At 66.6% G+C, this 16,544-nt stretch carries 14 protein-coding genes; 6 read left to right on the top strand and 8 right to left on the bottom strand.

Annotation, left to right across the window (positions count from 1 at the left end):
• The first annotated feature begins 157 nt into the window (after positions 1–157).
• Positions 158–1,030: a hypothetical protein gene (locus tag C2R25_RS20880; protein WP_233203779.1), complete on the top strand. Its 873-nt coding sequence runs from the start codon at positions 158–160 to the stop codon at positions 1,028–1,030.
• Between the two features lie 24 nt (positions 1,031–1,054).
• Here the strand turns inward: C2R25_RS20880 and C2R25_RS06010 are convergent, their stop codons facing one another.
• Positions 1,055–2,422, bottom strand: a complete 1,368-nt coding sequence (locus C2R25_RS06010) for an SRPBCC family protein (protein WP_369825696.1) — start codon at positions 2,420–2,422, stop codon at positions 1,055–1,057.
• Between the two features lie 492 nt (positions 2,423–2,914).
• Between C2R25_RS06010 and katG the strand changes: the two genes are divergently transcribed.
• On the top strand, positions 2,915–5,026 hold the full coding sequence (gene katG, locus C2R25_RS06005) for a catalase/peroxidase HPI (protein WP_233203812.1): 2,112 nt from the start codon (positions 2,915–2,917) through the stop codon (positions 5,024–5,026).
• A 250-nt stretch (positions 5,027–5,276) separates the two neighbouring features.
• Here the strand turns inward: katG and C2R25_RS06000 are convergent, their stop codons facing one another.
• Positions 5,277–7,730: a PhoX family phosphatase gene (locus C2R25_RS06000; protein WP_103728298.1), complete on the bottom strand. Its 2,454-nt coding sequence runs from the start codon at positions 7,728–7,730 to the stop codon at positions 5,277–5,279.
• A gap of 234 nt (positions 7,731–7,964) precedes the next feature.
• Entirely contained in the window at positions 7,965–8,717 is a 753-nt protein-coding gene (locus C2R25_RS05995) for a Crp/Fnr family transcriptional regulator (protein WP_103728297.1), read from the bottom strand.
• A gap of 258 nt (positions 8,718–8,975) precedes the next feature.
• Here C2R25_RS05995 and C2R25_RS05990 point away from each other — a divergent pair, with 258 nt between their 5' ends.
• Entirely contained in the window at positions 8,976–9,542 is a 567-nt protein-coding gene (locus C2R25_RS05990) for a biliverdin-producing heme oxygenase (RefSeq protein ID WP_103728296.1), read from the top strand.
• Entirely contained in the window at positions 9,535–12,102 is a 2,568-nt protein-coding gene (locus C2R25_RS05985) for an HWE histidine kinase domain-containing protein (RefSeq protein ID WP_103728295.1), read from the top strand. The genes C2R25_RS05990 and C2R25_RS05985 overlap by 8 nt, the downstream gene beginning before the upstream one ends.
• A gap of 58 nt (positions 12,103–12,160) precedes the next feature.
• Here the strand turns inward: C2R25_RS05985 and C2R25_RS05980 are convergent, their stop codons facing one another.
• Positions 12,161–12,652: an asparaginase domain-containing protein gene (locus tag C2R25_RS05980; RefSeq protein ID WP_103728294.1), complete on the bottom strand. Its 492-nt coding sequence runs from the start codon at positions 12,650–12,652 to the stop codon at positions 12,161–12,163.
• An 81-nt stretch (positions 12,653–12,733) separates the two neighbouring features.
• Positions 12,734–13,735, bottom strand: a complete 1,002-nt coding sequence (locus C2R25_RS05975) for a DNA topoisomerase IB (protein ID WP_103728293.1) — start codon at positions 13,733–13,735, stop codon at positions 12,734–12,736.
• 131 nt (positions 13,736–13,866) lie between these two features.
• Here C2R25_RS05975 and C2R25_RS05970 point away from each other — a divergent pair, with 131 nt between their 5' ends.
• A complete protein-coding gene (locus C2R25_RS05970) occupies positions 13,867–14,349 on the top strand; it encodes a hemerythrin domain-containing protein (protein ID WP_103728292.1) in 483 nt (160 codons plus the stop codon).
• Positions 14,350–14,470: 121 nt separating this feature from the next.
• A complete protein-coding gene (locus C2R25_RS05965; protein ID WP_103728291.1) occupies positions 14,471–14,935 on the top strand; it encodes a pyridoxamine 5'-phosphate oxidase family protein in 465 nt (154 codons plus the stop codon).
• Between the two features lie 93 nt (positions 14,936–15,028).
• Here the strand turns inward: C2R25_RS05965 and C2R25_RS05960 are convergent, their stop codons facing one another.
• The 3 genes from C2R25_RS05960 to C2R25_RS05950 all read right to left on the bottom strand — a co-directional run bounded on the left by C2R25_RS05960 (position 15,029) and on the right by C2R25_RS05950 (position 16,464).
• Positions 15,029–15,295 (bottom strand): hypothetical protein, encoded by a 267-nt coding sequence (locus tag C2R25_RS05960; RefSeq protein WP_103728290.1) that lies wholly within the window; start codon positions 15,293–15,295, stop codon positions 15,029–15,031.
• Positions 15,296–15,378: 83 nt separating this feature from the next.
• On the bottom strand, positions 15,379–15,795 hold the full coding sequence (locus tag C2R25_RS05955) for a response regulator (protein ID WP_103728289.1): 417 nt from the start codon (positions 15,793–15,795) through the stop codon (positions 15,379–15,381).
• 15 nt (positions 15,796–15,810) lie between these two features.
• The gene (locus tag C2R25_RS05950; protein WP_103728288.1) at positions 15,811–16,464 is read right to left on the bottom strand and encodes a sigma-70 family RNA polymerase sigma factor; all 654 of its coding nucleotides are present in this window, start codon (positions 16,462–16,464) and stop codon (positions 15,811–15,813) included.
• Positions 16,465–16,544 lie beyond the last annotated feature (80 nt).

Below are 16,544 nucleotides of genomic sequence, written 5' to 3'. Positions count from 1 at the left end.
CGCGAGCGTCGGCTATCGCGGCACCCCAGCTCTAAACCGGACGGACGCTTACCGGCCAATCTCCGCCCCAACAAACCATTTTCCTACACACCCCGGCCTGCGTTACACAGGTCCGCCATGAGGGGCCTTCACTCCAACATTCATGGAGTTCCCAGCCATGTCGGACCCGTACGATCCTCCCGCCTTCGGGTGGAACGATGACCCTTTTGCGTCCTCGCCATCCAGCCTGAACCCTTTTGACGCCGCGCCGCCGGGCGCTCCCGACTGGCGGGCGCTTCCGCCCGGGGACGGGGACGGCTTCGGCCGCTTCGGCGATCCCTTGCTGCCGCAGCCGGAGAGGTCGGGGGCGGGATGCCGGTCCGCCCGGCCGTCGCGGCGGACTTCGGCCGTGGCCTTCTTCGAGGAAGAGCCGGAGGCGGACGATCCGCTGCTCGGTTTTGCGCCCTATATCCACGCGGCGCCGCGTCGCAATTCGATCACGCCGGAGCGGCAGCGCGCCTTCATCGCCGCGCTGGCCGGGTGCGGCATCGTCACGCAGGCGGCGCGCTCCATCGGGGCGAGTCTGGAAGCGCTCTATCGCCTGCGCCACCGCAAGGGTGCGGAGGGCTTCGCGGCGGCGTGGGAACGCGCGCTCGATCGCGGCGTGCTGCGGCTTGAGGACTGCGCCCTCGAACGCGCGATCCGGGGCGAGGAGCGCCCGGTGGCGAGCCAGGGCAAGGTCGTGGCGACGTACCTGCGCCATGACACCGCGCTCATGCTGTTCCTGCTGCGCCACCGGCGGGCGCAGCGTTATGCCGAGGGCGGCGGCGGCGGGATCGGCGGGCGGCGCGATCCGCAGCCGGGCTCGGCGCTCTACGAACGGATCGTCGCGGACTACAAGGCGCGCCAACCCTCCTCCGAAGAGGTGATCGAAAGCATCAACGCCAAGATCGAACGCATCCGCCAGCGCCGCCTCGCCCATGCCGCCGAACTGGCCGAGGAGCAGGAGCGGATCGCGCAGGAGGAGATGGAGGGCTACTGGGGGACGTGACGCCCCCCTCTCGTTCCCGCGGGCTCAGACGTCCAGCTTGGTCGGCGCGCCGCGCCCTTCCATGAAGTTGGCGAGGTTGCGGTGCAGGTTGATGACCTTCTGCTCCTGGTGCGGGTTGGGCAGCGGGCCGCGAAAGCCGCTGGACTTCATGCCCTTCTGCACGAACTGCATGTTGGAGAAGTCCTGCGCCAGGACCGAGCCCCAGTTCTCCCCGATGGGATCGGCGTAGGTCCACTGCGTCTCCGGCTCCTCCCCTTCCGGGAAGCGTTCAAGGGCGTAGCTTTCGAAGATGCACTTGTCCGGGTCGTCCTTGTAGGGGCGCACGCGGTAGCACAGGGCGAAGGTCTCTCCGTGAAGGATGTTCTGGTTGGGGAACAGGCCCCAGGCGAGGCCGCCCTCCTTCTTGACCTCGGGCGGGACCTCGGGCCAGATCACCCCGCGCGCGGCATCGTCGGCCTTGGCGGATTTCAGCCAGTGCGCGATGCACTCCTGCGGCGTCGCGTCCTCGGGCAGCTCGTGCTGGAGGCGGGAGGCGGCCTTCACCAGCGTTTCGGTGGAGGCGGAGTAGTTCACCGTCTCGTAATTCTCGCGGATGAGTTCGTAAGTGGAGACGCGGGGGTCATCCCCCTTTCCGGCGCGGGTGGTGCCGGCGCTCTCGCTCATCGCGAACTTGGCGTCGCGGGTGTCGTAGCTGGAGACGGAGTGCAGGCCGTACTGCTTCGACAGGGCGTAGTAGTCCCCGTAGGCCAGCAGCTGCGTGTGCGTGCCCGCGACGTGGTAGGGTTCGAGGAACGCCTCGATCGCGGTCTTCCAGTTGCAGTCGTAGATCGCCCACTGGCGCCACTTGTAGCGCATCTTCTCCAGCTGGAAGTGATCGAGGATCTCCCCGGCGCGGCCCATCCACTCCTTCAGCGGCACGGCGTCCGGGTCCATGGTGATGTAGATGTACCCGCCCCAGGTATCGACCTGCACTTCGGACAGGCAGGTCATCTCGGGCGTCAGCTTGTTCTGCCAGTCCTGCGGGTCGAGGATATAGGTGTTCTGCCCGTCGAGGTCGAAGGTCCAGCCGTGGAAGCCGCAGATGAAGTTGCGCCGGTTGGAGCCGCGCACGTCGTGGACCTTGCCCGGCAGCATGTCCGGCACGGACACGAGCTGGCGGCCCCGATGCGGGCAGACGTTGTGAAACGCCTTGAGCGAGCCGTCGTCCCGGCGCAGCACGATGATCGATTCGTCCGCGACGTCGTAGGTCATCCAGTCCCCGGGGTTTGGCAGGTCGCTCTCCCGCTCGACCATTTGCCAGACCTTCGGCCACAGCAGCCTCTTCTCGGCCTGGAGGTAGTCCTTCGAGAGGAACGCTTCGGTCGGGTATGTGGCGAGCACTTCGGCGTCCATGTCGGCGGCGGTCAGGCGGCCAGTGTCACGGCGGTCGGCCTCGCAGGCTCCGGGCTTGGTCACGCAGTCTCTCCCATGCGCGCTATTCAACAGGCCTGTCTATTAAGCCACCCGGCGCGCAGTTCCAAGGCGCTTGCGCGTGCAACGCGGGAGCGATGAAGCGGCCATAAATCGCATTCTTCACTCACGCAGGCAGCAATCATCGCCTGGAGTGATAACTCTCATCGGTGAAGCGCGCTTCAGCCACGACAAGACGTGCCGTAACGCCGGTGGGCCCGCCTGAGGGCAGAGATACAACAGGAGGAGGACAGCATGTCCCGCAAGATTTCACGCACGGCCCCCGGCCGCTCCATCATGCTGCTGCTGAGTGCGGCATGCTGCGCGCTCAGCGCCCCCGTCAACGCGGCGGAAGAGGCCAAGGGAAACAAGGGTGCAACCGAGGCCGAGACCGTCACCGAACAGGGCGCCGCTCCCGAGACCAAGCCGGGCGGCATGTCCAACCGCGACTGGTGGCCCAAGAAGCTCGACCTGACCGCGCTGCGCCAGCATGAGGCGCAGTCGAACCCCTATGGCGCCGACTACGACTACGCCAGGGAGTTCGCGAGCCTCGACCTCGAAGCGGTGAAGGCCGACATCCGCAAGGTCCTCACCACGTCGCAGCCGTGGTGGCCCGCTGACTACGGCCACTATGGTCCGTTCTTCATCCGCATGGCCTGGCACAGCGCCGGAACGTACCGCGTGGGCGACGGCCGCGGCGGTTCGGACGGCGGCGAACAGCGCTTCGAACCGCTGAACTCCTGGCCCGACAACGTCAGCCTCGACAAGGCCCGCCGCCTCGTCTGGCCGATCAAGCAGAAGTACGGCCGCAAGATCTCCTGGGGTGACCTCATGGTGCTGACCGGCAACGTCGCACTGGAGGACATGGGCTTCAAGACCATCGGTTTCGCCGGTGGCCGCGTCGACGCCTGGCAGCCGGACCTGGTGTTCTGGGGCCCGGAAACCAAGATGATGACTGACAAGCGCCGCGACGCGAAGGGCAACCTCAAGGGCCCGCTCGCCGCCACGCAGATGGGCCTCATCTACGTCAACCCGGAAGGCCCGAACGGCAACCACGACCCGATTTCGGCAGCCGCCGACATCCGCCGCGCCTTCGGCAACATGGCGATGAACGACGAGGAAACGCTGGCGCTGATCGCGGGCGGCCACACCTTCGGCAAGGCGCACGGCGCGCATGACCCGAACAAGTGCATGGGCGCGGAACCGTCAGCCGCCGGCATCGAGAAGCAGGGCCTGGGCTGGGACAACAAGTGCGGCAAGGGCAACGCCGAGGACACGATCACCAGCGGCCTCGAAGGCGCATGGTCGGCAAACCCCATCAAGTTCACCACGCAGTACCTCGACAACCTGCTGGACATGGACTGGGTGAAGGCCAAGAGCCCGGCCGGTGCGACGCAGTGGATCCCCACCGATCCGGCGGCCGCCAGCCTGGTTCCGGACGCGCACGTAAAGGGCAAGACTCACGCGCCGATCATGTTCACCACGGACATCGCGATCAAGGAAGACCCCGGCTTCCGCAAGATCGCCGATCGCTGGCACGCCAACCCCGAGGAATTCGCACAGGCCTTCGCCCGCGCGTGGTTCAAGCTGACGCACCGCGACCTCGGTCCGCAGGGTCGCTACCTTGGCAAGGATATCCCGAACCAGACGTTCAGCTGGCAGGATCCGCTCCCGCAGGCGACCTTCGCGCCCCTGAACGACGCCGATCAGGCGGCGGTGAAGGCCAAGGTTCTCGCCACCGGCCTGACCACTCCGGAACTGGTGCGCACGGCCTGGGCCTCGGCCGCGAGCTTCCGCGGCACCGACATGCGCGGCGGCGCCAACGGCGCTCGCCTGCGGCTTGAACCGCAGCGCAACTGGGCGGTGAACGACCCGGCCGAACTGGGCAAGGTCCTCACCAGGCTGACGAGCGTGCAGAAGGACTTCGCCAAGGCTGGCAAGCCCGTGTCCATGGCCGACCTCATCGTTCTGGCGGGCAACGCCGGCATCGAGCAGGCCGCCGCCAAGGCTGGCTATCAGGTCAAGGTGCCCTTCACCCCCGGCCGCGTCGACGCCACGCAGGAGCAGACGGACGTCGCCTCCTTCGCCTACCTGGAACCCAAGGCTGACGGCTTCCGCAACTACTACGCGCCCAACGCCGACCTCGATCCCGCTTCGGCGCTGATCGACAAGGCCGACGCGCTGAACCTCACGGTTCCGGAAATGACCGTCCTCGTCGGCGGCATGCGTGCCCTTGGCGCGAACTCCGGCAAGTCCGCCGCCGGTGTGTTCACCGCCAAGCCGGGCCAGCTCGACAACGCCTTCTTCGTCAACCTGCTGTCCATGGACACGGTCTGGGCGAAGAGCGCGACGCCGGGCCTCTACGAAGGCAAGGACCGCGCCACGGGCAAGCTGCGCTGGACCGCCACGCCGGTCGACCTGGCCTTCGGTTCGAACTCCGAACTGCGCGCCGTATCGGAGGTCTACGCCTCCAACGACGCCGGCCAGAAGTTCGTCGACGACTTCGTCGCCGCCTGGACGAAGGTCATGAACGCGGACCGGTTCTGATCCGCACAGGGTTCTGAGCCACAAAGGTTCTGATCCCCGGGGGGTGGGCGAAAGCCCGCCCCGGTCGGTCCGGCAGCGCGGCCCCGCCCCCTCCGGTCGCGCTGCCGGTACCGCCACAGGATTGGCACGAAGACGAAGGGAGGCGCCTGCAAGGCGCCTCCCTATCGCGTGTCGGCGGCGCAACGCGAAAGGGAGGAGACGCCGCGCGGCGCCCCCTCCCCTGCACTGTTCCGGCGAACGCAGGGCCCGATCAGAGGCCGATCACGCCGCCGTCGTTCTTGGTGATGACCACCAGTGCCGAGCGCGGGCGGGTCGTCGCCGTCGGCGTGGTGCCGTCCTGTCCGGCTGGCCAGTGACCGCCCGGAGCGGCGATGGTGCCGCTGTCACCCGGGTGCTGGACGCCCACGAACATGGTGCGGCCGTCCGGCGTGGTGTCGATGCCGGTGATCTCGCAGTCCACCGGGCCGACGAGGAAGCGGCGCAGGTTGGCGCCGGTTGCCTTGGTGCCGACAATCGTGCCCTGCGTATTGCCGCCGCCATTGTCGATGGTGACAGCACCGCCGTCACCGACGTGACCCGGAAGCGCGGCCAGCAGCATACAGTTGGTGCGGTCGGTCATCGCGCCGTCATCGGTCTCGATCCAGAGCAGCGGGTTGATCTGCCCGCCCACGTTGGTCGCGCGCGAGAAGAAGGCGCCGTCCGGGCTCGAGAAGTCGTTCGCGGGCGTCAGGCCCGAGACGTTGACGTTCGGGTTGCTCGGGTAGTCGGTCGAATCGACGCCGAACATGTAGATGTCCCACCGGAAGGTCAGCGCGCTGGTCGTGTCGCCGTCCTCGCGGATGCGGACGATATGGCCGTTCGGGTTGCCCTGGCTACCGGTGCCCGGGTTGTTCTGGTAAGAGCGCGGGTTCGGCGCGTTCGTCGTGGTGGGCGAACGACCGCTGTTGTTGGTGAGGGTGAGATAGATCTCGCCGGTCACCGGGTTGCCGGTCGTCCACTCGGGCCGGTCCATCGGCGTCGCGCCGACGGCGTCACCGGCGAAGCGGGTGTTGACGCAGATGTCGGCCTGATCGGCGAAGGTGTAACCGTCGGGGTAGCTGGTGCTCGGTGCGCGCGGCGGAACCTGGCCATAGACCAGCGGCTTCCACGCACCCGTGCCGTCCGGGTTGAACACGGCGGCATAGAGCGTGCCGTTGTCCATGTACTTGTCACCGATGGCGAGACGGTCGGCGGCGTTGGCGTCGGCGGCGGCCCAGGTGGCGGCCGAGACGAACTTGTAGAGGTACTCGCCGCCTGAATCGTCGCCCATGTAGAAGCCGACCTTCTGGTCGGCGGCGACGCGGACGAAGGCGCCTTCGTGGCCGAAGCGGCCGAGCGCGGTGCGCTTGCGCGGGGTCGAGTTCGGGTTGTACGGGTCGATCTCGACCACCCAGCCCATCTGGTTCATCTCGTAGCGGTAGTCGTCCGCCGAAGTGGCGGTCGCGCTGCTGATGGTGGCGTTCCAGCGCTTGATGGCGGTGTTGGTGGTGTTCGCGCTCGACCACGAATAGCTGCCCGTACGGCTGGTCACGCCGTTGCGGCGCAGCGAGGCCAGCTCACGCGGGGTGCGCAGGGCATCGTCCGAAGCGTCGCGGCGGAAGTAGCCGGCGTAGTTCTCCTCGCAGGTGAGGTAGGTGTTCCAGCCGGTCATGCCGTTGGCGCAGTTGTTGATGGTGCCGCGGCCCCGGGTGCCCTCCGGCGAATACTGCGTGCGCAGCATGGCCGAACCGGCTGCCGGTCCGTGGAAGTCCATCGGCGTGAAGGGCGTGATGCGGCGGTTGAAGGCGCTGTTCTGGTTGTAGCTCCACTTGCGGCCGCCCGCGTCGTTGTACTCGACGATGGAGACGCCGTGGCAGTTCATTTCCTTCACGACTTCCGCTTCGAGGCGGGCGCCGGTCGAGGGTGCGGCGGCGTGGAGGTACTTCTGCGTGATGTTCTCGTGGTTCTGCACGAGCAGGCCGCGCGTCGAGCTGGCCGCATCGACGCCGCCGGCTGCCGAAAGGCCGAAGTAGACGAGGCCGTCGTGATGGTCGCCCACGCGCTTGTCGAAGTCGGTGTCGGTGCCGTCGTTCTTGTAGGCGGCAAGGCCTTGCGCCAGCGGGTCGCCGAGGCGGGTCACGACGGTGACGGTGTAGCCTTCCGGAACGACCACGGCGTCGCCCGTGAAGTGCGCGACGGCAGCGAAGCCGAGCGCCGCGGGCGACACGCGGATGGTGGTGGTGGCGCTGGCGCTCTCGCCAAAGGTCGAGACGGCGGTGTAAGTGAAGACAAGGTCAGTCGCGGTGGCGACGGCCGGGGCGATGAAGCTGACGCTGCTGCCGGTGCCCATGAGCGTGGCGCTGGGGCCGGAGGTCTGCTTCCAGGAAGGAGCGGTGTCCCCGACGAGACCGGTGACGGTGCCGGTCAGGTTGACGACGCGGCCCGAACTGGTCGCGGCGTTCTCGCCGGCCGTCACGCTGATCTGGCCACGATCGTCGTCATCGTCACCGCAGGCGGCGAGCAGGCCGGTGCCCATGAAAGCCATCGTCGTGGCGCCCGCACCGCGGAACATCGCCTGGCGGCGCGAATACCGCTCGGCTGCCATGCTCTCCAGAGTGCGCTGGGTGGAATCGTTCACATCAACTTCGCCGTCGGTGTAGGTAACGGCGGGATCTGCTTCATTCATGGTGTAGCCCCTGTGGTTGATCGCGGGGGCGACAGCTAGGGGCGCTTCATGACAGCACCGCGCAAGAACGATGGCGGCTTGATTGCCGTTTCATGACCGAATTTCGACCATCACGCCGAACGGCTCGCCGCATCGGCGGATTACCGCGGGTTGACGGACGACGAGCGCACAGGCGGGCGGAGAACTTTTTTATGTGATGCTGGCCCGTCTGCGAAGGCGAAGCCCCCGCCCCGCCTAGCTTTCGTGCGGGTAGACGCCGCCCAGCACGCGGTGGAAGTGTTCCTCGACCTGGGTGTTGCAGGCGCAGGCGCGGCCCCTCAGCCCCTCGCGGTCCAGCACCTCGATGCCGCCGCGTCGCGTGCGCACCATGCCGTCGCGCTTGAAGCGCTGGAGCACGCGACTGGCGTAGCTGCGGCCGATTCCCATCATCGAGGCCAACTGTTCCTGCGTCATCGTCACGTCGTTGCGGCCGATGCGGTCGACGGCGGCGGAGAGCCACTTGGCCGCGCGCTCCTCGATCGTGTGGACGGCGTTGCAGGCGATGGACTGGAAGACCTGCGCCATCACGCAGTCGGCATAGCGCGCGAAAAGGTGCGAGACGGCCGGGCACCGCTCCTTCACGGCCTCAAGGTCGCGAACCGAGATGCGCAGGAAGGCCCCGTCATGAAGAACGTTGGCGCGCGCGTAGGCCGGCAGCGAGCCATGGCTGACGATGCCGCCCAGCGCGCCTTCCCGGCCGACGAGGATCGTTTCCACCGCCGTGCCGTCCTCCATCTCCACGAAGTAGGAGCACATGGCGCCGCCCGTCGGGAAATAGCAGTATTCGACCTCGTCGCCCGGCTGGTAGATGATGTCGCCCGAGGAAAGGCGGCATTCGCCGAGCCGGGACTCGAGCAGCGCAAGGTCATCCTGGCGCAGGGCCGACAGCAGTTCGCTGCCCGCGACGGTGGCAGCGGATACCGGGCTTGTCTGCGGGATGGTGCTCATTGTGCGTCCTTGGCCGAGACTGGGGTAAGCGCGCGAACGACGCCGTCGCGAACGACAACCCAGATGAGCCGTTGCGGTTCCATGCTCCTGCGGTCATAAGTGAACAGACCGAACCACACGGACCTGTTACTGTGTGACTCCGGAACATTCCAGGAGCCTAAGTGTTCCCGGATCCAGGCGCACCAGCCGGTTCGCTTGTTACAGCCCAATGGGCCTCTACTGCGGGACCTCATGCAAGCCGACTGCGGATCGCCTGAAATGCCAGACGTGCTGACTCTACTACGCGAAGCAACCGGCCCGTCCCATGAGCGGCTCGACGCGGCATTCGGCTCGCTCGACCTGTCGAAGCGCGCCGACCTCGCGGGCTTCCTGTCGGCCCATGCCATCGGGCTGGAACCCCTCTTCCCCGCCTTCCGCGCGTTCGTCGAGGATGAACTCGGCCTTGAATGCCCCGACTATCCCGCCATGCTGCGGGCGGACCTCGACGCGCTGGGCGTCGGCGCGCTGCCGTCCATCGCCGCGCGCCCCGGCATCGGGGACGAAGCCGGCAGGGCCGGTGTTGCCTACGTTGTCTCCGGCTCGCGGCTCGGCCTCGTGGTTATCCGCCAGCGCGGCTACTGGGGCGAGGCGCAGGGCTTCCGCTCTGCCTACATGAGCGACGGACGCGGGCACGAAGCGTGGAAGGCCCTCGTGCCGGTGCTGCGCAGCCGCACTCGTCCGGGAATGGACGTGGACGCGGTGCGCACGGCCGCTCTTGCCGCCTTCGATACCTTCGCCGATGCCTTCGCCACCGGCGCCGGGGTCAAGGCACCTGCCAATGGCTGATTCCGCCCCCACCGTCGACCTGACGACGTGTGATCTCGAACCGATCCACATCATCGGTCGTATCCAGAGCTTCGGCTGGCTGCTGTCCTTCTCGAGCGACTGGATCATCAACCATGTCTCGCTGAACTGTCAGACGCTGTTCGGCCGCGAGGCGCGGGACCTCATCGGCTTTTCGGCGGTGGAGTTCCTCGCCCCGGAGGCCATGCACGATATCCGGACGCGGCTGCAGATCCTTGGCAGCGCCGACACGGTCGAGCGGCTGTTCGAACTCGACCTGCTCGGCGACGGCCGCCTCTTCGATGTCGCGGTGCACGTCTCGGGCCGCTCGTTCGTGCTGGAGATCGAACAGCACGACGCCACCAGCCGGCGCGACTTCGTCTCCTACGTGCGGCCGATGATCGAACGGCTGCGCCAGTCGGCAAGCGTGGAAAAGCTCTGCGCCAGCGCGGCGCGCCACCTGCGGGGCCTTACCGGGTTCGACCGCGTGATGGTCTACCGCTTCGAAGGTGACGGTGCGGGGGAAGTGATCGCCGAAAGCCTGAACGGCATGGTGGACAGCTTCAAGGGGCTGCACTTCCCCTCATCGGACATCCCGGCCCAGGCCCGCAAGCTCTACACCCGCAACCTCCTGCGCATCATCAGCGACGTCGACGACCCAACGGTCCCGATCTACCCGACCACCGGGCCGAACGGCGATCCGCTCGACCTTTCGATGTCCGGGCTGCGCGCCGTCTCGCCCATCCATATCGAGTACCTGCGCAACATGGGGGTCAAAGCCTCCATGTCCGTGTCGATCATGCGGCGCGGCAAGCTGTGGGGGCTGATGGCCTGTCACCACTATTCGCCATTGACCCTGTCCTATGCGGTCCGCACCGCCAGCGAGCTGTTCGGGGAATTCTTCGCCTACCTGCTGGAGCAGAAGGAAACCGACTTCGCGCTGGAGAAGCGGGACCAGTCCACACGCCTCCACGACGAGATCATGGCTCGCGTCGCCAGCGGCGGTTCGCTGCTGGAGGCCTTTGACGAGTTCACCGAATCGATCGGCCACGTCATTCCGTTCGACGGTGTCGTCGGCTGGGTGGACGGCCGCTTCCTGTCGCACGGCTCCACCCCCGGTAAGCAGGAGTTCGCAGGGCTGGCCCGGTTCCTCAACACCGCCGGGGCCAGCGCGATCTGGGCCACCGACAATATCGGCGCGCTTTACGAACCGGCGCGCGAATGGGTGGACAAGGCCGCAGGTCTCCTTGCCCTGCCGGTCAGCCGCAGGCCGCGCGACTACATCGTTCTCTTCCGCAACGAGGCGCTGCGCGAGGTGCGCTGGGCCGGCAACCCCGAAAAGCCGGTCGAGCTCGGCCCCAACGGCGCCCGCCTCACGCCGCGCAAGAGCTTCGAGATCTGGAAGGAAGAACGCCGTGGCCATGCGCGCCCCTGGACGGATGAGGAAATCTCCGCCGCCGAGGCGCTGCGCGTCACTCTGCTCGAAGTAGTCCTGCGGCTCTCGGACGCCGCTCACGTGGAGCGGCAGCAGGCCAGCCAGCAGCAGGACATGCTGATCGCCGAGCTCAACCACCGCGTCCGCAACATCCTAAACCTGATCCGGGGGCTCGTCTCGCAGAGCAAGGAAGGCGCGCGCACCATCGACGAGTTCGCGCAGATCGTGGGCAGCCGCATCCACGCCCTCGCCCGGGCGCACGACCTCGTCACCCGCAAGGACTGGTCGCCGTCACCGGTCTACGAACTGATCCGGACCGAAGCGGCCGCCTACACCACGATCGACATGGACCGCGTCGTCATCGAAGGGCCGGACGCTCTTGTCGCGCCCAGCGCCTTCACCACGCTCGCGCTGGTGTTTCACGAACTGATGACCAACTCGTGCAAGTATGGCGCGCTTTCGGTTCCGGAAGGGCACGTGAAGGTCACGCTGGAACGTTCGGACGACGGCGCGCTGGAGATCGACTGGCGCGAGGAAGGCGGCCCGCCGACCCATGAACCGACCAGGCGCGGTTTCGGCTCGACCATCATCGAACGCACGATACCGCACGAACTGAACGGTTCCGCCTCGGTCATCTTCCCGAAAGAGGGGCTTCACGCCCTGTTCCTCATCCCCGGCGATCACGTCTCCGGCTTCGAGACGCCCGGCGTCCCCTTGCACGAACCCGCGGTTGAACCGCCCGCGCCGAGCGACTTCAGGAGCGAACTGGCCTTGGGTGCCGCGCTGATCGTGGAAGACAACGTCATCATCGCCATGGAGGCGGAGGACGTCCTGCGCGGGTTCGGCTTCACCGACTGCCGCATCGCCGGCTCGGTCGCGTCGGCCCTTGGCGTGCTGCAGGATGCCGACGTCACTTTCGCGATGCTGGACGTGAACCTCGGCCAGGGTACGAGCGAGCCTGTGGCGCACGCGCTCAGGGAACGGGGCATTCCGTTCATCTTCGCCAGCGGCTACGGCGACCGCGCCCTTCAGAGCGGCGCCTTCAGCGGGGTTCCGGTGGTGACGAAACCTTATGGTGAGCGCGACGTGCGCTCCGCGATCGGCCGCGTTCTCAAGAAGCCCGCCTGACCTGCGCGGGGGCCCGGAGGCCCCCGCCAGTCAGCAGGCGCCTTTCAGCAGGCGCCGGTCAGCGGGCGACGAACTTGCCCGCCTCGCGGTCCTTGCGAACCTTCAGCCCGTCAAAGACGGTGCCGCTCATGGTGATCCACACGCCGGGGCTGGCGGACTGGCAGCAGCCGAACGCCATGCCAAGGTTGAACGCCGCGTCGCTTTCGGCGAAGCGGGCCGGTGCCAGCGCGCCGCACAGCACGATCGTCTTGCCTTCGATATCAGCGAGCGCCGCCGCCGTTTCCGTCATCGTGTCCGTCCCGTGCGTGATGACGACGTGCCTTTCCGGTGCGTTGGCAATGGTCGCGGCGATCAGGGCGCGGTCCTCGTCCGTCAGTTCGAGACTGTCCTTGCGCAGCAGTTCGATGACGCGGAACGGGTGCGCGACGCGTGAAGTCTTGAGCATCTTGTCGATGACGCTCTCGGCGATCTGGTATTCGCTGAGAGCGTCGAAGTACTGCTTGTCGATGGTGCCGCCGGTGGTGACGACGAGAATGGGTGCCTGGGTCATGCCCTGCCCATACTGCGCCCGGAGCCGGTTTCCAACACGCTCGGACACAAGGTTTGCCTTAGCGCTGTTCCCGCCCGCCGATCAGCCGTTCTTCTCCAGGAACAGCAGCAGGCCGCGCTCTTCGCGTGTCATCCAGCGCGTCTTGCGCGGCAGGGTGGCCGGCAGCTGCGGCGCGTCCGCTCCCCCCTTTGCCGCCGCGAGGACGAGGGGGTGGATGTAGGACTTGCGGGCGATCGCCGGCGTGTTGCCGAGGCGCTGGGACACCTCGTCCAGCATCGCCTTCAGCGTAAGCCCCGGGTTGCGGTGCAGCAGCGTAAAGGCCAGCGTGCTCGCCGCCCAGGTGCGAAAGTGCTTGGCGGTGAAGCCCGCCCCCATCGTCTCGGCCAGGTATTCGTTGACGTCATGGCTGTCGACCGGAACGGCCTCACCCGCCTCGTCGACATACTGGAACAGGTGCTGCCCGGGCAGGTCCTGCATCTTGCGCACGCAGCGCACCAACCCCGGATCGTCGCAGGTGATCTGGTGCAGCTTGCCGGACTTTCCCTTGAAGCGCAGCATCAGCGTGCCGCGCTCGATCTTGGCATGACGGTTGCGCAGGGTCGTGGCACCGAAGCTCTTGTTGGCCTTTGCATAACATTCGTTACCCACGCGGATGGCGCCCGTGTCCAGCAGAGCGACGACGGAGGCGATCGCCCGCGTCCGGGTCAGCCCGCGCGACTTGATGTCGGCCGCCACCCGCGCCCGCACCGCTGGCAGCGCCTCTCCGAAAGCGATGCAGCGATCGAACTTCATCTCCTCGCGCGACTGGCGCCAGTCGGGGTGGTAGCGGTACTGCTTGCGGCCCTTGGCATCGTACCCGGTGGCCAGCAGATGCACGTCGGGATCCGGTGAAAACCAGCAGTTTACATAAGCGGGCGGCATGGCGATGCGGTTGAGCCGGTCGATCTCGTCGCGTTCGGTAATGCGCTTGCCGTCGGGGTCGAAGTAGGCCCATTTGTTCCCGCGCACCGGTTTGCGAACGATGCCCGGCGCGCTGTCGTCAGCGAACTTGAGGCGCGGTGTCGTGGAACGCGTCATCAGCATTGCGGCTTTCCCGAAAGATCCTGCCCTGTTCAACGCGCGGCCGGTGATCTGGTTGTCGGGGCCGTCAGGAAACCGGAAGCCCCCGGCACCGTTCCTTCAGGCAAGGCAAGACCAATCCACAGGAGCATACCATGGCAGATGCGAAGATCTTCCGGGATCTCAAGGCCGATCACGACACCCATCGCGCGCTTCTGGAGAAGCTGGGCGCGACGGAGGCCAAGGGCGAGGAACGCGCCACTCTCTTCGAGGAGCTGCGCAAGGAGCTTCAGGCCCACGCCGCCGCCGAGGAGGAATCCCTCTATGCCACGATGCTCGGCTGCCCGGAACTGCGCGACGAGGCCCGGCACTCCGTCTCGGAGCACAAGGAGATCGACGACTTCCTGGGCGAGCTGGTGGAGATCGACACCGCTTCGTCCGAATGGATGACGAAGTTCAAGGAGATGCGCCACCGCTACCTCCACCACATCGACGAGGAGGAAGAGGACATGTTCCCCTCCGCCGCCAAAATCCTTTCGGAAGACGCCGAGAGGAAGCTTGCGGAGATCTTCGAGAACCGCAAGCCGAAGGAACTCGAGATCGCCGAGAAGGAATTGCCCGGCGACGCGCGCGAGTGAGCCCTGCCCGGCCGGTCTTGCGCCGGCCGGGAAAACGCGTCCGGGCGACACGTCGGAACGGGGGAACAGTGAGGCCAGGCGGTGCGTTGCCTCCCAGATAGTCACAACAAGGAGACGGACCATGGATAAGGACATCCGTGAGCACTTCTGGAAGTCATTCCAGGCCAGCCCCTTCATCATGATGAAGCTGCAAGGCGCTTCCGGTCACGCCGAGCCGATGACGGCCCAGCTCGACAAGGACGCCCATCACGCGATCTGGTTCTTCGCCAAGCGCGACAACCGCATCGGCGGCGGCGGCAAGGCGATGGGTCAGGTGATGACCCGAGGGCACGAAGTCTTCGCCTGCATCGAAGGCACGCTGGTCGAGGAAACCGATCCTGCCGTGCGTGACAAGCACTGGGACAACTCCGTGGAAGCGTGGTTCCCGGAAGGGAAGAACGATCCCTCAGTCCTCATGCTGCGTTTCGACATCGAGGATTCCGAGGTCTGGACTTCCGACATGGGCGTGAAAGGCGCGTTCAAGCTGATGACCGGCAAGCCGATGAAGGACCATGACGCGGGAGAGCACGCGCTCGGGCGGGTCTGAACCCTCTAGGACCCGCGACTGGGCAGCGGGGGCGCGGTGGCCATGCCACCGCGCCCTTTTCGCATCGGCGCCCCGCCTGAAGCCTTTCGGGCGTCAGGCGTTTTGGCGAGGTCGCTTGGAGAGAAGGTAGCGCCACACGCCCAGGCAGTTGATCACGAACAGGACCATGTTCTGCACACCGATCCCCTCCGCCTCACCGCTGAGGAAACCCCAGGCGATCAGCGTGATGGAGCTGGTGACGAAGATCACGAACCCGGCCCCTGTCCAGCGCCGCCCAAGGTCCAGCGACACGATGAGCGCCGCCACGGTTCCCGCGGCGGCGCCATAGTACTGCAGACACTGAAGGACGAACTCGCTCATCCGCGAACCGATGCCTCGGGGTGTTCAATCTTCTTCATCGTCATTGCCCTCCGCCTCGCGGCTCTCTCAAGGATATGGACCGCTCAGGCGTGCCGCAGCGGTTCCAGTTCCCTGGGCCGGTCGGTCTCCGGGCAACCGGAGAGGGCGTACGAAATCGCGGAAAGGATGGCCTGTCGCGTGAAAGGCTTCTGAACGATCCCGACCGCAGTCGGCGCGGGAGTGTCAATCTGTCCGGGGTTCGCGGTGACATAGATCACCCGCACGCCGTAGCGGCCGGAAAGATCACGCGCGATCGCTGGGCCTGTCAGTCCGTCCCGGAGGTTGAGATCCACCAGCGCGATGTCCGGTATCTCGCCCAGGTTGCCGAGCGACGCCATGTCGGGAACCGTGCCGATGACGGCGTGCCCGCCATCGGCCAGTATGTCTTCAAGTTGCAGCGCAACTAGGAATTCGTCCTCGACGATGAGGACTTTTCCGGCGCCGTTGGCCTCTACACCCAAGGACGCAGTTCCTGTTCAGGCCGCGAGGCTCTGGTCGGCGTCGACGTTGGCGATCTTCACCAGTTCGGCGAAGAACGCGTCGATAGCCTCACCACCGAGCACGAAGTTGTGACGGAAATCCGGAAGCTGGCCGGATTCGATGATCTTGGACAGCATGGCGCGGGCCCGGCAGATCCGGCTCTTCACAGTGCCAAGAGCGATGCCGCAGATGTCGGCGATTTCCTCGTACGAGAGATTGCCGGCGGCAACCAGCACGAGGGCTTCGCGATAGGTCTCGGGAATGGCGGTCAAAGCGCGCAGGACGTCCGCCAGCTCGATGGCACTTTCCTGGCTCGCTTCAGCGCGCAGGATGCGCTCGGCGGCCACTTCGTCATATTCGCCGTGGAAGCGGGCGCGGCGCGCTTCGGAATAGAAGTGGTTGCGCAGGATGGTGAAGGTCCATGCCTTGAAATTGGTGCCGGCGGCATACCGCTCACGAGCAGCCCAGGCGCGCAGCATGGCTTCCTGAGCCAGATCGTCCGCGCGATCGCGGCAGCCGCACAGGCCGCGCGCAAAAGCGCGCAGGTGCGGGGCGACCTCCGCGAGAGCCCGACGAAAATCGCGATCGCTCAGGGCGACTTTTTGTTCGGGCTGGACCCCTTCGACGCGTGCTTCGACCAGAGTCGACATTGCGGTTACCCTCCATAAGAAACCAGTGGGTAGCTAACGGCGCGCGAAGTCATTTAGTTCCCGGACCGCGCCACTTCGTT

It is taken from the genome of Novosphingobium sp. HII-3 (assembly GCF_002916655.1).
GTDB lineage: Bacteria > Pseudomonadota > Alphaproteobacteria > Sphingomonadales > Sphingomonadaceae > Novosphingobium > Novosphingobium panipatense.
Note: the sequence above shows the minus strand (reverse complement) of the source record. Positions and strands in the feature narration are given on the sequence as shown.

Coding starts and splice junctions, on each gene's coding strand:
- C2R25_RS20880 (WP_233203779.1), top strand. CDS start 158: ATGTCGGACCCGTACGATCCTCCCGCCTTCGGGTGGAACGATGACCCT.
- C2R25_RS06010 (WP_369825696.1), bottom strand. CDS start 2,422: ATGGACGCCGAAGTGCTCGCCACATACCCGACCGAAGCGTTCCTCTCG.
- katG (WP_233203812.1), top strand. CDS start 2,915: ATGTCCAACCGCGACTGGTGGCCCAAGAAGCTCGACCTGACCGCGCTG.
- C2R25_RS06000 (WP_103728298.1), bottom strand. CDS start 7,730: ATGAATGAAGCAGATCCCGCCGTTACCTACACCGACGGCGAAGTTGAT.
- C2R25_RS05995 (WP_103728297.1), bottom strand. CDS start 8,717: ATGAGCACCATCCCGCAGACAAGCCCGGTATCCGCTGCCACCGTCGCG.
- C2R25_RS05990 (WP_103728296.1), top strand. CDS start 8,976: ATGCCAGACGTGCTGACTCTACTACGCGAAGCAACCGGCCCGTCCCAT.
- C2R25_RS05985 (WP_103728295.1), top strand. CDS start 9,535: ATGGCTGATTCCGCCCCCACCGTCGACCTGACGACGTGTGATCTCGAA.
- C2R25_RS05980 (WP_103728294.1), bottom strand. CDS start 12,652: ATGACCCAGGCACCCATTCTCGTCGTCACCACCGGCGGCACCATCGAC.
- C2R25_RS05975 (WP_103728293.1), bottom strand. CDS start 13,735: ATGCTGATGACGCGTTCCACGACACCGCGCCTCAAGTTCGCTGACGAC.
- C2R25_RS05970 (WP_103728292.1), top strand. CDS start 13,867: ATGGCAGATGCGAAGATCTTCCGGGATCTCAAGGCCGATCACGACACC.
- C2R25_RS05965 (WP_103728291.1), top strand. CDS start 14,471: ATGGATAAGGACATCCGTGAGCACTTCTGGAAGTCATTCCAGGCCAGC.
- C2R25_RS05960 (WP_103728290.1), bottom strand. CDS start 15,295: ATGAGCGAGTTCGTCCTTCAGTGTCTGCAGTACTATGGCGCCGCCGCG.
- C2R25_RS05950 (WP_103728288.1), bottom strand. CDS start 16,464: ATGTCGACTCTGGTCGAAGCACGCGTCGAAGGGGTCCAGCCCGAACAA.